This window comes from Bradyrhizobium sp. CSA207, from assembly GCF_029051685.1.
Lineage (GTDB): Bacteria > Pseudomonadota > Alphaproteobacteria > Rhizobiales > Xanthobacteraceae > Bradyrhizobium.
In genome coordinates, this window is record NZ_JAACFT010000043.1 from 49,006 (window position 1) to 63,785 (window position 14,780).

The window sequence follows — 14,780 nt, forward strand, 5'->3', positions numbered from 1 at the left end:
AACACATGCCCCATCTCAACAACTGGCAGGAAAAATTCGCCACCGAACGCCCGCGCCGGCTGCTGGCGCTCGACGGCGGCGGCATCCGTGGCGTGATGTCGCTCGAAATCCTGCGCAAGATCGAGGAGGACCTGGCGGCGGCCACCGGCAAGGGTGCTTCATTCCGCCTTGGGGATTTCTTCGACTATATCGGAGGCACCAGCACCGGGGCCATCATCGCGGCCGGCCTCGCGATCGGAAAATCAGTCCAGGAACTGGTCGATTTCTACGTCGAGACCGGGCCTATGATGTTCGAAAAGACATGGTTGATCGGCCGGCTGCGCAGTTTCTATCAGGCCGACCCGCTGCGGAAAAAACTGAACGAAGTGTTCGGGGATCGCAAGCTCGGCGCCGAAGACCTGCGTTCGCTGCTGCTGATCGTCACGCGGAATGCAACGACGGATTCTCCGTGGCCGATCTCCAATAATCCCTTTGCCAAGTACAACGACCGAGGGCGCCCAGATTGCAACCTGCAAATTCCCCTATGGCAGCTGGTGCGGGCGAGTACGGCTGCACCGGTCTATTTCCCGCCGGAAATACTGGCGTGGGATGATAGCGACCCGGCAAAAACCTTCTTCTTCGTTGACGGCGGTGTCACGCCATATAATGACCCGGCATTCCAAATGTTCCGGATGGCGACATTGCCGCAGTACCGGCTGAACTGGCCCATCGGCGAAACGAAGATGATGCTAATCTCGGTCGGCACAGGTGCGGCTGCGGCGGTCAGCCGCAACCTCAACGCAAGCGGACAATTGGCGCCGGTCAACGCCGCGCACCTCCCCGGCGTATTGATGGGAGGTGCTGCGATCGACCAGGACATCAATTGCCGTACCGTCGGCCGCTGCGTGTTCGGCGACGTCCTCGACCGGGAGATCGGCGATATGATTCCGCGGCGACCCGATCCGCTGACCGGAGATGTCATTCCGCTCACCGAGGATTGCGGCCGCCAGTTCCTTTATGCCCGCTACAATCCCGATGTGAGCCGGGAGGGCCTCGACGCGCTGGGGCTGAATCAGGTCAATCCTGATCACGTCCAGGCGCTGGACCAAATCGAATACATCGAGGAGATGCGATCGGTCGGGAAGGAATATGCCGCGAAGTTCGTCGACATGGCGCCGTTCCAACGTTTCTTTTAGTAGGGCTGACGAAAGCAAAGCTGACGGGGCAAATTATTCCGTCCCAGGCCGTAGCTGCCGCGTGTCTAGCCAATGGATGCGGCCACTCTTGTTTTGCACCTCCTCCATCAGGTGCTGAGTCCCGCCCGGGCCGTCACTACCGGCGCCATTCTACATGCAGATGAAATCGACATTCCCGGCGCCCTGACCCTCGGCTACTTGCGGCATCCACTCATTATTGCGTTCGAACGGACTTTCGTCGACCTTGAGCGGACCAAGCTCCTCGGTCGCGATGTGCATCGAAGCCCGCGACTTCGCGGCGAAATAACGCTTGCGCCACTCTGCACCCGCAAAGTTGACGGATTCCGCCAGAAACTTTTCTTCGTCGAACGGGCGATAGATCGCAAGATTCAATTGCCGGGGCAGCGCGGCCTCAGCGAACAGCAAATCCCCGCCGCACGCGCCGCCGCAAATCGCGAGATCGCCGGGGCCCGCTGTGATCACATCGGCCCGCCAAATTGTCGTCGATTACAGGTTGCGAAGCTGATATGTTCTCGCAAGAGAAACTAGGGTCGTTTGTCAACGCGTTCTCGGGGAGCCCGGCATGCGCAACAGCCTTCACGTGATTTCGTGTCTGTGTCTTGCTCTTTCTATGGCTTTCGCCGACCCCAGTTCTGCAACCGAATACGCACTCGGGCAGCTAAGCCTGGGGAAGCCGCTTACATCCGACTTTAGCACCAACTACAAGTGTTCTTCACGGGTGGAATTTTCAGGCGTGACAGAATGCAATTTGACTTCTCCGCCCGCAACGCGCGTAAACATATCCGGAATATTAATCGAGTCATCGAGCCGGAAAATATTGTACGCGTACAACAAGTCCTATGAGTCCGACGCCCTCGACCGGATAGGAACCCGAGCAATATCAGAAATTTCCACTACGCTTGGTGGTTCAGCACCGAAGCGATTCTCCCTAGATGGCGCGGTCGTCGCTGTTTGGGGTGACGTCAAATTGGAAAAAATTAGTGCCAATGCTGAGGAATACAGTGAACTCAAGGGGCCCATCGAACAACGATATGGATTGCTGATCGATGCGGCCGGTGACTTCAAGGTATCAAAAGACAGGAACCGCGCGATCTACCGCGTGATCGGCGGAGATGGCTTCCTCATGATTTTGTCGCAAAACAAGCCGAAGCAGGTTCTCGTCCAGCGACTGATCGTTGCAGCTGGAATCCTCGCCGAAAGAAATTTTAGATCGCAGGCCGATCAATTCCTGGAGAAGGACAAAGGATCCTTGCCGGGTGACTATTCTAAATGGTTCGAGGTAGCGTTCATGATACGCCGCCTGGCCTTGAACACGACACCGGAAATCGCAAACAGGGCGGTCGATGAAGTTTTTGGCGCGGCTGCGGATCAAAAGTATCGTTCGCACATTTGGGCGCTTCTTCCGACGAGTGACTTAAGGCACCTGCACGCCGGAGTTTACATGGCTATCGATGTCTTCGGCGAAAAGACGGAATTTCCCGCCATTCGCGAAAGAATCATTGCCCAGCTAAACGCTAACCCTGCCGAGCCGTTTTCAGAGCTTCTGTTGTACACGTTGGGACGTTTTGATGACGCGATTCAATTCAACCAAAAATCCCCGGTGCGTACTGTCCTGGTATACGCAGCAGCTCACTCAAAGCTCAGGAAAATACTTTCAAATGTGTTTCGAACAATTTCTAGGCCTGGCGATCGAGAGCTATTACTTGATCAGACGCGTCCCGAATCGTATCTCGATCAGATTGAACCAGAAAATGCTTTGTTCCAGGATGTCGTTTCTGCGAAGTCAAGGAACAAGAATTATCAGGAACTTTTGAAAAGAATTGCCGAAAATCAACGCAGGGATGAACTCAAATCTAAGGACCGAACACCGGAGGAGAGGAATATTGAGCTCGCAAAACGGAATTTCTTCAACGACTCGTTCTATGATGCCGCGACTTCAAAGGACGAATATTTGGACGGCGAGCCATCCCTGACGCAGCACATCCATTACTTGAATCGACTGCCTGAGCGTTACGGGTCTCGACCGCTCTCGCAAAAAATACCCGATTTTAACGCACTCACCGATCGCCTGTTGCCGGCATTCGAGGAAGTATCGAACGACAGCAGCTCAAAGCATTCCGACGATGCCGCTTATTTCCTGGGGTGGCTTGCGTATCACCGCGGCGACACGAATGTTGCACTGAACAGGTTCGAAACCGCAATCGCTCTCCTTCCGAAAGTTGTTTCGACGGGCTCCGATGAAGACGATGATCTGGACTACGCAGGCGCTGCTGAACATCAATCCAGTCGCATCTTCCGTATGCTGTCCCCTGAAGACGCGCTGAATCGCCTACAGAACAGCAAGGTGTTTTCCTCGCGACCCCTGCTTTGGTACACGGTGTTGGCTCAGCTCTATCATTCCGGCAAATATCAGTTGGTGATAGACAATGCTCGGCGCGCGCTGCGTGGGTTCGGCGTTACGGTCGAAGATTTGCCGGTCACCACTGATTCCGATCGAATCTCGGATGCTTTCAAAACATTGCAATTGGCTCACAGCTGGGAGCTGGAAGACATCACTTATCTCTATCAAGCATCGCGCGAAGCCCAACAACTGGAAGCGGTCTCGTCTAACATCGACAAGCAATCCCAGCCATCATCAGAAGCTGAAATCAGAAGGATCATAGTCAAATATTCTATGATACGAGATCCCGATGAGCGAACTCAAAGGAAGCCAGGTCCAAAGCCGTTACACAGGGATTTGCGCCAGAGTTTGCAGCTTGCGCAGCGGGCGCTCGATCTTTTGCCCCGGGACGCGAGCTTCCAGAAATTGCGAGAATGGCTGCACTACAAACGAATCACGCTCCTTGCTCAGTTTGATCCGACGAAAGTCGCTGACGCGAACGCCGCATTCCAGACTGAATTTCCTGCGTCTCGGCTCCTTGACGACTCCATGGCGGAACAGGTCTTTGCCGAAGCCGTGATCGTAGGTGACATGGCCAAGGCGACGGCCACGTTCAATACGCTGCAACAAAAATACGCGGCGGCGAATGCCGTCGACAATGCGTACAGCTGGATGGCGATCGGTTGGACCTGCGTTGGACAACCGGCTAAGGCCCGCGAGATAGATCAGCAAATCATTCGTCGTTTTGCCCTGACAAGACACGCGCTATTTGCGCGCCAGCGTTTACGCCATCCGCAAGCTTGTGCCGATCTGGAAGCACTTTACGCGTGGGACTACCGAGCCATGAATTGGCGTGAACGAAATCGAGTCGATACTAGTCACGACGCTCCGATGGCTCGTCCACGGTGACTTCGCGCGCTACGCGAATTCCTATCTGATCGTTACCGTCGTCTCCGAGCGGGTGCCAATCGCGGGTCGCAGAGCGCAGTGCTTTGACATCAGATAGCCAATTCCCGCCTCGCACCACGCGGCGGCGGTCGCAAGTCGGACCAGTCGTCCATGGCTCTTCCGTTTGCGGCGCGCCTCTATAGGTGTCGTGGAAGCAATCTTCCACCCACTCAGCCACGTTGCCGTTCATATCTTTGAGCCCGTACTGGTTGGCTCTTAGCAGTCCCACCTTGTGCGGTTGAGGTGCATCCCTTGTATTGCCCGCGTACCATGCATACTCGTCGATTTTGCCGTCCGGGAAGGAGTAGTTCGTTGGCTGCCCACCTCGAGCGGCAAATTCCCATTCCGCTTCTGAGAGCAGCCGGTATCGTTTTCCCGTTATTGCAGAAAGCCACTGCACGTAAGCCTTAGCATCCGTCCAGGATACGTTTACCACGGGCTGTTGGTCGCCTCGTCCCCATTTGCCGGCGGTGACAGTCGACCTACATCCACCGTGATCGGCGCAGGCGTCCCATTGCGAAAAAGTGACCTCTGTCACCGAGACCGCAAAACTGCGCCTTATCGGCACTTTCGAAAGCGGACTTTCCCGATTGACATCGGGACTTCCATTTAGGGGACCACCGCGGTCGAGCACCCCTTTGAGAACAAAGATCATGAATGGGCAATCACGGCATTCATTGAACGGTACGCGAGTTTCGAGGAGCGCGCGTTCCTCGGCTGGCGACTTGGCGTGGACCTGAAAGAGACGATAGGAGGCGTTGCGTAACCGATCGAAATTCAGCGCCACCAGGGCTCCCGTTGCAATGATCGCGGCCAGAACTCCGACTACCGTTCGAGAACGATGCTTTGAACGTTTTTCAGCTTTCTCGTGTTCCGCACAGGCGGTCAAGTAAGCTTGCGCCGAAACGATTTCACGGGCCCAGTTGGGGCCACGAAGCGCGAGCGCTTGCGCCTCGGCCAATCGCGTTTCGCGATGAACGAGGAAGTCGACCTTGCGCGCACTTAGCGCCTCGGCCCAGTCTGCCGCCGCAAGCCGCACACTATCGAGCAGCAACAGAGCATCTCGATCCTGCCCGAGAATCTCGGTCAGCATTGTCCATCGGCGAAGCAAGGCTTCATGAGCAACCTCGACCGTCGTGCCCGACAGACTATCGTGTCCGTTAGGCGCACGTTGGCCAACTTTCTGATCGCCGGGGCCGTCTGCTCGCACCACCAGGAGCCGGTGCTTGGTCAAGGAACTCGCGAGCGGCAGCAGATCGGGAGATATTTCGGTGTCCGATGCTGCATATCGCTGCGCTAATTTGCTGTCGCGATTGATGCGTACCAGTCGGGGCACGAACAGTTTCCTCAACGCCTCGCGACGTTCGCTGTCGGGGCGGCCCGTGTATCCGGCATCGCGAAAAGCCTCGTTCGCTTCCATTTCGATCGCTTTTGCGAGTCCGCCGGATCGGTCAAGCTGGGAAAGTCCGATGACGGGTTCACCGGCATACTCGAGGATCATCCGCTGGAGCACAAAGGCGAGCAAGGGCAATGCGTCGGCCTCGCCGGCGAAATCGGATTGTAACTTCTCTACCAACAGCGCGTCGAACACCGGCGAATCGGGGCCTACTTTCCGGCGTAGAATTTCGGCCGGCTCGCGAATGATCGTGCTGATTTCGCCTTGCGGAACGGGGCCCAGACTAAGCGGCGCCAGTTCGACTCCTATCAGCGCCTTGGCGTTCTGCATTGCGCTGTAGGAATCCGAGCGGATAGTGGTAAGGATCAGCGCTTCGCCCGCGTCGCTTGCAGCACGTGATATCCGCAGCAGCTGCTCGATCTCAGCATTTGTGCCGCTCCCGAAAATCTCCTCGCTTTGGTCCAGGCAGACGACCGGCAAAGGCAACGGCGGCTTCAGCAAAAGCGCACGCTTGGCGGCCGCCTGGCGCAGTTCGCTCAAAAGGTCAATGAACGCAGCCTCGTTTCGCAGCCGCTCCCGCAATTCGCTGCGGCTCGTGCGCAACGCGAAACGTTGGTGAACGTCCTGCAGCGCCACCAGCAGGCCTTCCCGTCCTTCTATGGGCCCGCCGAGGGCGGCCCGTATCGGCTTCAGCGGCAGCCACTGCGCGTCGTCGCGCAATAGCCGGGGCCACAGTCCCGCGCGCAAGAACGACGATTTGCCTGATCCCGAGGCGCCAAGGATGACCCCAACCCGAGGCGAATTGCGCGCTGCGAGCCCGCGTAAAGCGTCCATGCCACGGACCAGATCCGCGTTTCGGCCGAAGAAGACCGCAGCGTCTTCAGGCTCTAGCGCTTCGAGCCCCCGATAAGGCAAACGCCAGCCGAATAAGCCCTTCTCATCTTGCTGCAGCTCGAACGTTTCGGGCCCCAGACCGGCCTTTTGCAAGCCGCTCTTGAGTTGCGCAAGCGCCGCCTTGGCGATGTGGACCGGCCACTGCTGCTGTGTTTGCGGGTGGACGGCGATGAAGCGCTCGGCCGGCTCTCCCTTCAACCGAATGACCTGCCACTGCGCTGTGAGGCCGCCTGGCAGACGCTCGAGCGGGGTGTCGTCGATGATCAGTGCGAACAGCTTTTTGTTGTATTTATTGGAAATCTGGTACTCGTCCTGACACCAGGTCGAGGCAAGCCAGTTGGCAGAGACGACAAGCAGAACCGCCTCACAACGCGTCGCCGCATCGGCAAAAGCGCGCTGCCATTTTTGGCCAGCGGATATTCCCCGCTCCGGATCGAGATCGAGAAAGATATCGTCCGACTCGCCCCAGCCTTCGGCTATCAGCCAGTCTCGCAAAGCGATCGCCCAATCGTCATTGCTACTGGAATGACTGATGAAAAGTCGCGACACTATCCACCCAATCGCGTCACCGCAGCTAACGTATATAAATCAATTCTACCATAAATTGAAGGGGTGCCGCTCCTGAACGCGTGGCGCGGCCCTAGGCTCTGTCGTTTCGCGGTCCTTGTCGTTAGATTCCGGCCGTTGATGGCCAGCGTGTTGCGGCAGACGTTCAGCGTGAGCGCGTACGGTTAATCCATGTGGTCTCTAGCCACACATCGTTACCACTGGCGCTCCAACGCTTAATGATTGCAATAACCAGCATACTACATCATAAATAGAAGCGCATTGTCCGACCGGTTGACACTCACGGATCAACGAACATGGCCTACAACGATCCTTCCTATGTAGTTTTCGATGGAGACGAGGACAAATGGGCTTATGGACGGATGAAAGGCTGGAAGGCTTTGGAAAACATTGATTTCGATTTCCAAGACGCACACGACTTGGATTCGATGACTAGCCGTGCTCAAGGCGAGAAGTATGTAAAGGGTCGGCTGCGCGGGCGAATGGAAAACTCAACGGCAGTCATTGTTCTTATTGGCGAAAAAACTAAAAACTTGCACAAGTTCGTACGATGGGAACTCGACCTGGCGTTGGAGCTTGGCCTTCCTATCATAGCTGTTAACCTAAACGAGAAGCGCGCCCAGGATCAAGATCGATGTCCTCCAATCATTAGGGACGAATGCGCGGTTCATATTCCGTTTAAAATGAAAGCAATCAAATGGGCGTTGGACCACTGGCCTTCCGAATTCAGAGGAATGGACACTGCGGCTAGAGCAAAAGGTGCGCGGCACTACAGTGACGAGCAATACAAGGCGCTAGGTCTTTAGTACAGGCGGGTCTTTAGAGCTGCGGTAATCCAAAAAGGTCGCAGTCTGCAGGCCACCATGTGAACTCGGTCTAGGATTCTTCCGGCAAGCTCGTGAGGTTCGTGACAAGCCGTCCCCTTGATTTGACCGAAGCAGTCCTTGTAGTGCGAAGAACCGCGCGGTCCAGCATGCGACAAGTCACCAGCCTCGTCATATGACCTGCCGAGTTCATTCGGGACACGTATTGTGTTTTCGTCGTTTAGGCCATTTGCCCAGACGAGTACCCCGAAGATGTTTTCAAGCGCGTCCCGCGCGCCAGCAGCGTCTCACGCGACGATTTCCTTGGCGCGCTCGCCGACGCCGGCAACAGCTCTTGGCCGATAACACAACCGAAAAACGCAACTCCAGAAGAGAGCTGGCATAATCAAATTTTGGCTTGCAACGCGTTTTCAGAAAGTCATCGAGGGAAATCAAATGGTTGATCTAGGCAATGTGAATAGCGGCGGGGCTAAATTGCATGTTTTTATCAGCCACGTCGGCGAGGACATGGACATCGCGCGAGCGCTTCAGAATGCAATCGAAAACTTATGTGATAGGGCCCCGCCGCCGGTTTGACCATTCCAGAAAATCACCTCTACCGATAACAGCGGCAGACGGCAGGGTCGTAACGATCTGATCGAGTAGATGGGTGAGACCTCGGCAGAAAGGCAGAAAAACCCCGTATTTCTCGCCTCTCTCCAGATCGAAGTACGGGACCATGGTGGGATGGCGGAGCGAGAGGGACTAGAACTCGCGAAACGGCTCTGAGCACGTCCAGGTGCACCCTACCAAGAAGCGGAAGTTCGCGAGAGGATCGCAGATTCAGCGTGGCGACTCGGTGGCGATGCCGGATAAACAAAAAGCCGCTCGTTAGAGCGGCTTTTTATATTTGCGCTGTAAATACAGCATCTTACTTGTTGCGGGGATAGGATTTGAACCTATGACCTTCAGGTTATGAGCCTGACAGTGTCCTTAGCGGCCTTGGCGACTCCCGATGGCGGCAGAGACCATATCCAGCTCAAGAATATTTGGCCCAACTATCTGGTCGGCTCCTGGCCTCTTGTCTTCTCGCGCCCCTCTTTACCGACGCCCTGCTCCGCGCCGCGACGCCGAGTACTGGCAAACTCCGAAAGCTCGTTCTTCAGCGCATGCCTTTGGGTTTCGACAGCAGGCATGTCTTTGACGAATTGCCGAACTTGGCGAGCCAACACGTGATCTGCTACCGCTCCGGAGCGCTGTAGCTCAGCGGCATAGTCGAGATATCGCTGCCGGATCGCCTCCTGACGTGATTTGATCTGTTCGTCCCAAGGATGTTCGGCGGTCCTGCCGTCCCTCACCTCCGAAAGGACCTCCTTACGAGCAAGTCGATCGACGTCGGGTGTGATCTTTCGCTTCCGCAAAGCGAGCACCGCCCCGCGATTGGCCTTTCGAACTCGCCCTCGCGTTCGCCGCGGCGTTGCCTCCGCCGCGATCCCGCGAAGCCGGAGTTCGCCAGCAAACCGCTCGCGCCACGCCTGAAGATCCGCCTTGCGAGGGTTGAGGCGCTTGCCGTCATGCCCGAGGGACCGAACGGTCAAGTGCACGTGGGGATGCTTGTTATCAAGATGCTGGACGAAGACGTAGTCGTGATTGTAGCCGAACGTCTCGATGGCAAATGCCCGAGCGGAATCCTTAACGGCGACGGCATCAGTGCCAGCCGGCATCGACAGAATGATGTTGACCGATAGCGACCCATCGCGGCGGCGCTTATTGTCGAGGCCCGCATCATCCTCCCAGCGTTGCTGCAGATCTTTCAATCCGGAACGACCCCCCATCGTCGCGCCCTGCTCTGTTTCCGCCTCGAGCTCGCCGTTTCGCGTGATGTATGCGAGGTGCGACTTGAGATGCCCGACGCCCTTGGTGCGACCGGTAATCTTGACCATCACCTCTGGTGCTCTGCGCACAATGCGTTCAAGCTTTGCACGCATCGCCGGCGTAAGGCGGCCGGGAGCGGCTGGATCGGGGATATCCCACTCAGCGCGCCGCGGGCGTCGATTAGGCGTTTCCCAGACATACGAAATCGGCGGAACTTCGGAAGCTAGGTCGGTCGGCCGAGGCGAGTAACGCCGGCTCATCATCGCCCATCCCAATAGTCGGCGTTGCCATTGAGCGCATTACGAAGCTGCGCGAGCTCTGTTTCAATGACCAATTTGGTCTCTTGAATTGCGGACAGATCGGGCTCAACCGCCCTGCCCTGCAGCACACTGGTGTTTGCGGCCCGCGCGATTTGGTTGATGTTGCCGCCGATCCGGTTGAGCTCGCGAACAATCGCGCGAAGCGCGGCATGCTCGTCCGGGGAATGCTGGACCGGCGACGCCAGCCGTGAACGCACTAGCGCGACGATCCAACCGGTTCGCGTCATGCCACGTTGCTGTGAGACTTCAGCGAGCTGCCGCATCTCGCTCTCGCGAAATCGCACCGTCACCTTCTCCGGTCGCCCGACAGGTAACGCCGAGATGCGCGGCGCTGGTGCAGCTAGCGCATCAGCCATGAGACGTCGCAGCAGCGCGGATTTGCCGCCCTGGGTAGCCGCAAGAACGGAGAACTGCGCCGCGACTTCGTCCGAGACGCGAAGCGAGATCAGAGCCATGCACTCCAATCCCATTCGCGGTGTAATACATCGCTGGCGCGAAGCCTATCCTGCACTAGAAAACGCGAATCTCTCCACCCCCTCCATGTTGGTTCAAACCAACGGGCTCGGCGCTCAAAGCTCGGGAGTTGCCCCAGGTGGGGTCCAACCCAGCTGCCGATCGATGCGGAGAATTCCTCCGGGAATGACGAAGCCGTCGCCCCTAATCCTTGCTCTCCACGAAACCCGCGCGTCCAGATCGGCAACATTGGCATCGAGCATGTGGACCGCGGCTTTCCAGCAGCCTCCGGCCTCTCTACGGCGCTGTGGAAGGCGCGTTCGGCCTCCGGCTGCTGCGCTAACGCGCCATCCTTCGGATGGGAAATCCGCTCCGCCGGCGCACCAACTGTAGCAGCGTTTCTGCGGAGGCTGTTCAAGACAAGCTTCATGCGAACAGGATCTCTTCGATTGTAACCGTCGATGCCGGAACCTCTTCCGCCTCTTCTGTACCATCGATCAGCAGCACGGCATGGCGTGAGCCTCGAGACGCGAGTCGATCGATCAGAAGACAGCCCATGCGATCTTGGTGACGCACTCTGATCGTCAGCGATGGGCTCATTCGCGCATTCCGATCGGCCAAGGAGTTGAGAGGTTTCTCCGCGATCGCGGTTACACCGTCTCTCTCGCTGGGTCGCAATGCCACTGGCGATGCGATCGGGCTTAGTCCGGCTTGAGCTCCAGGCGGCCCTTCGCCATCAGCAGGGGAGCCGCGGACTTCGCTGCGAATTTTGCGAGCCAGCTGACGGGCGTGGGCGTCGGTGAAACTCTCCTGTGCTGCGCATAAAGTCTCGACGGCGTGGGGCTGCTCACGCCAAGCCTGATAGAGTTCGTACACAGCACGGATTGATGAGCCGGCAAGCTTCGACTGGAGGAACTCCGGCATGCTCTGGACCGACGCGTAGCGAGACACCCAGTCCCTGGGCTTGCTGAGCTTGCGAGAGATGTCGGCTTGGCTATCGCCTAGCTCCAAGCGATCCGCGATGAATGCCGCGATTTCGGGGGCATTGAGGTCGTCGCGCTGGATATTCTCGATCATCTGAACATAACGATCCGCAGAACCAACGGCATGAATGAAAGCCGGGATGTCACGGAGCTCGGCGCGCTTAGCAGCACGATACCGCCTCGCACCCATGATGATTACGTACCGGCCTTCCTCGGTCGCTTGCCGCAGCACAAGCGGTTGCAGCACGCCATGCTGACGGACTGATTCCGCAAGCTCCTCGAGCTTCTGTTCGTCGAAGCTGCGACGCGGCTGGTCCGGATCTTCGTCAATACGGTCGATCGCGACGCAAGTCGGCTGTCCGATTGTGGCGCCACCAACTTCCGCGGCGTCGATGAGCTGCTTAAAGCTGAGATCAAGCGCCATGTGCCGGCTCGTCCATCTGCGCGACGATCTTGGCGAGAACATCGCGGATTTCCCGACCAGCTTGCTGCGCTGAGCGGCGCTTCAGCTTCCAGACCGGCAGGCGCTCCGCAACGGCCTCCGCGTAGCCGTCCCTTGCAACGATCTGGCCCGGGAACACATATTTGCCCGCCTCGCGCAGGAGTTGCTCAAGATGGGTCCTTTGACGGGGCGATTTCGTGTTGAAGTTCGAAGGCAGCAACCCGAGGAACTTGGTATCTTGGCGGCCATAGCGTCTCTGCACGCCGATCACGGTCTGCATCAGACCTTTGACGCCCTTGATCGAATAGTCCTCCAGATAGATGGGGGCGAGCACATGCGAGGCCGCCACCAAACACCCGACACTGCGCAGTCCAAGTGATGGCGGCGTATCGATGACGCAGGCATCGAACTGATCCGACGCGACAGCGAGGTTCTCTTGCAGAGTCGTTATGGCGGCCGCACTGCTGCGATCGAGATCAGTCAGCGAGCTATCGGCCGGCGCGAGCGTTAGGCCTTCGTCTTCCCGAGCTACGACCCGTATCCCCGGCTTGAACAGATCCGCGGCTAACGTTGAACCGGCGTAGTGCCTCAACGTATCCGACGCATTGCTCTGCGCATCAACGTCGATCACGAGAACGCGGCGATCCGCTTCCGCCATGAACCAGGCCAAATGCACCGCAAGCGTCGTCTTCCCGACCCCGCCCTTTTGATTGTTGATGACAATGGTCTTCATTTTAAGGTCCGAAATGGGTCTGACGGCGCGGGAGTCATGTCCTTGTCCATCATGTTCCTGGGGGACGTTGGTTTGAACCAACAGCGATGGCGAATCCGGTCACCAGAACGATCCCGGAATTCGTCCAGCGAATCCCCTGCCACAAGAGTCAGGTCAGCCCATAGCCATCGAGGGAAATTCTGGGACGCGAGACGGGAATCGTGCTCGTTGCTGGGGCCTCTGCGACACGGTCGCGAGAGGATCGTCACGCGAAGGCGCGGAGACCGCTTGTGGGCTCCGGGAGCGTCGCCGCGGCGGCGCGAGTAGAGCCGTCCCCGAAGGGGCTCGCCCAGGCAGGCAGGGCTGTAAGAGCCGCAGGAAGTTTTGAATTAGGAGCCGATCTCTTGCGGGCGGCTGTTCTGCTAAAGACTGGCGCAATTGCAAGTTAAGCATTGCGACGGCGCCCCGATGGCGAAGTCTCCATCGAGGAGAGATTCAATCCGGCAATAGGACGGGGTTGCGGCATTTCCGGCGCAGTGGACCCATCGGCAAAATGAATCGAACTGCCCGGTCGATTCATAAAACTCATTGGACGCCGCTTCCCTCGGGAGCGAGAATCTGTCCGTGCCGAAACCCGAACCAGAACCGCTTCATCTGCGCCGCATCGATGCCGCACGCAATATGCGACGGTTTTATGCGCTGTCTACGCAGCCGACCTTGTTCGGAGAAATGTCGCTGATCCGCAATTGGGGCCGGATCGGCACGAGTGGCAAGACCATGGTGCAGACCTTCGATGGCAGTGCGGAGGCGATCGAAGCATTCGCACGCCTGGAGCGTGCCAAGCGGAGGCGCGGTTACGCTGTCGCGGACGAAAAAACCGTCATAGTCTGACAATTTTTCGAGGATTACGGCTCTGCCTGTGATGCCGGCTCTATCCGTTCCACGGTGTTGATATCAGACGAAGCAAAATCGAAATAACACCGAGCTCATCCAATGACGGCTGCCGATGAGATCGCCGAAAAGGTCGCAACCGACAACGAGCTGGCAAAGGCTCAGGCGAAAACCATCGTCGCTAGCGTTTTCAAGGCGATCGCTGATGCGGCCGTGAGCGGAGCCGAGACGAGCCTACCTGGGTTCGGCAAGTTCAAGGTCAAGGATAGCCCGGCCCGTGAGGGTCGCAACCCGTCGACCGGCGCAACGATTGCGATCGCAGCTTCTAGGAAGCTGACTCTTACGCCTGCCAAAGCCATTAAGGGGTCTCAACGGAGGAGCGGACCGTAACGAGAGTGCATCGTAAGATGCAAGACGACGGGGCTTATGCCCCCTCCTCGGCTGCGAGCGCTTCGTTGCGTTGGCGGATGAGTTCGGCCAGTTCGACTTCGAGCGCCTTGCGCTCCGCCGGCGTGAACACGCATTCGCGCAGCTCGGCGCGCAATTCTTCAATGGTGTCGACGGTCATGATCGTATCTCCGGTAGAAGGGAAGCGGGCCCCGCCTTGCGGCGGAGCCGACTTCCTGGAGCTTCAGTCCCGGTTCGGCCGGGACCAGATCAGTTGGAGGCCTTCTGCACCTGCGACCTCGATCAGGGTGGCGTAGATCGGAGCCGGGAAGCTCGGATCGTCCAGCTTGACGGAGAGGTAGTCGCGCTCGGTGTCCTTGGCGGTCTTCTGCCAGGCCGCGCCCAACTCGACGTTATGCGGTGCACCGCATAACGCGGATTATGCGTAGCGCGGGATTATGCGGAGTCGTTGGCTGATAGCCGGGGCTTTCCCGGGCTTTTGTGGCTGCGCCGCTCCGCATAATCCCGTGGAG

General features: G+C 57.9%; 12 protein-coding genes, 1 tRNA gene and 1 pseudogene. 5 read left to right on the top strand and 9 right to left on the bottom strand.

All coding sequences use genetic code 11. The annotated features are described in order from the left end of the window. Positions 1-5: 5 nt before the first annotated feature. Positions 6-1,175, top strand: a complete 1,170-nt coding sequence (locus GWG65_RS34730; RefSeq protein WP_275199929.1) for a patatin-like phospholipase family protein — start codon at positions 6-8, stop codon at positions 1,173-1,175. Between the two features lie 150 nt (positions 1,176-1,325). Here GWG65_RS34730 and GWG65_RS34735 read toward each other — a convergent pair whose 3' ends face one another. Next, entirely contained in the window at positions 1,326-1,658 is a 333-nt protein-coding gene (locus GWG65_RS34735; protein ID WP_275199930.1) for a hypothetical protein, read from the bottom strand. Positions 1,659-1,758: 100 nt separating this feature from the next. On the opposite strand from GWG65_RS34735, the gene GWG65_RS34740 reads away from it, so the two are divergent. Then, positions 1,759-4,485, top strand: coding sequence for a hypothetical protein (locus GWG65_RS34740; RefSeq protein WP_275199931.1), 2,727 nt, complete (start codon positions 1,759-1,761; stop codon positions 4,483-4,485). Here GWG65_RS34740 and GWG65_RS34745 read toward each other — a convergent pair. Beyond that, positions 4,451-7,363: an SUMF1/EgtB/PvdO family nonheme iron enzyme gene (locus GWG65_RS34745; RefSeq protein ID WP_275199932.1), complete on the bottom strand. Its 2,913-nt coding sequence runs from the start codon at positions 7,361-7,363 to the stop codon at positions 4,451-4,453. The genes GWG65_RS34740 and GWG65_RS34745 overlap by 35 nt on opposite strands. 314 nt (positions 7,364-7,677) lie before the next feature. On the opposite strand from GWG65_RS34745, the gene GWG65_RS34750 reads away from it, so the two are divergent. Continuing rightward, positions 7,678-8,187 (top strand): TIR domain-containing protein, encoded by a 510-nt coding sequence (locus tag GWG65_RS34750; protein WP_275199933.1) that lies wholly within the window; start codon positions 7,678-7,680, stop codon positions 8,185-8,187. Positions 8,188-9,123: 936 nt separating this feature from the next. Here the strand turns inward: GWG65_RS34750 and GWG65_RS34755 are convergent. The 5 genes from GWG65_RS34755 to GWG65_RS34775 all read right to left on the bottom strand — a co-directional run bounded on the left by GWG65_RS34755 (position 9,124) and on the right by GWG65_RS34775 (position 12,990). Next, a tRNA-Met gene (locus tag GWG65_RS34755) sits at positions 9,124-9,199 on the bottom strand. Between the two features lie 43 nt (positions 9,200-9,242). Further along, positions 9,243-10,127 (bottom strand): relaxase/mobilization nuclease domain-containing protein, encoded by an 885-nt coding sequence (locus GWG65_RS34760; RefSeq protein WP_275199941.1) that lies wholly within the window; start codon positions 10,125-10,127, stop codon positions 9,243-9,245. A 191-nt stretch (positions 10,128-10,318) separates the two neighbouring features. Next, positions 10,319-10,735, bottom strand: a complete 417-nt coding sequence (locus tag GWG65_RS34765; protein ID WP_275199934.1) for a MobC family plasmid mobilization relaxosome protein — start codon at positions 10,733-10,735, stop codon at positions 10,319-10,321. Between the two features lie 523 nt (positions 10,736-11,258). Continuing rightward, positions 11,259-12,239, bottom strand: coding sequence for a ParB/RepB/Spo0J family partition protein (locus tag GWG65_RS34770; protein ID WP_275199935.1), 981 nt, complete (start codon positions 12,237-12,239; stop codon positions 11,259-11,261). Continuing rightward, complete coding sequence (locus GWG65_RS34775; protein ID WP_275199936.1) at positions 12,229-12,990, bottom strand: ParA family protein; 762 nt, start codon at positions 12,988-12,990, stop codon at positions 12,229-12,231. Before GWG65_RS34775 ends, GWG65_RS34770 begins: the two co-directional genes overlap by 11 nt. A gap of 603 nt (positions 12,991-13,593) precedes the next feature. Between GWG65_RS34775 and GWG65_RS34780 the strand changes: the two genes are divergently transcribed. Both GWG65_RS34780 and GWG65_RS34785 read left to right on the top strand, forming a co-directional pair. Continuing rightward, complete coding sequence (locus GWG65_RS34780) at positions 13,594-13,860, top strand: WGR domain-containing protein (RefSeq protein WP_275199937.1); 267 nt, start codon at positions 13,594-13,596, stop codon at positions 13,858-13,860. A 102-nt stretch (positions 13,861-13,962) separates the two neighbouring features. Next, positions 13,963-14,250, top strand: coding sequence for an HU family DNA-binding protein (locus GWG65_RS34785; protein ID WP_275199938.1), 288 nt, complete (start codon positions 13,963-13,965; stop codon positions 14,248-14,250). A gap of 34 nt (positions 14,251-14,284) precedes the next feature. Here the strand turns inward: GWG65_RS34785 and GWG65_RS34790 are convergent, their stop codons facing one another. Next, positions 14,285-14,428, bottom strand: coding sequence for a hypothetical protein (locus GWG65_RS34790; RefSeq protein WP_164988358.1), 144 nt, complete (start codon positions 14,426-14,428; stop codon positions 14,285-14,287). A 63-nt stretch (positions 14,429-14,491) separates the two neighbouring features. Beyond that, positions 14,492-14,662: pseudogene (locus GWG65_RS34795) on the bottom strand (DUF736 family protein); the annotation flags it as partial. Between the last annotated feature and the right edge of the window lie 118 nt (positions 14,663-14,780).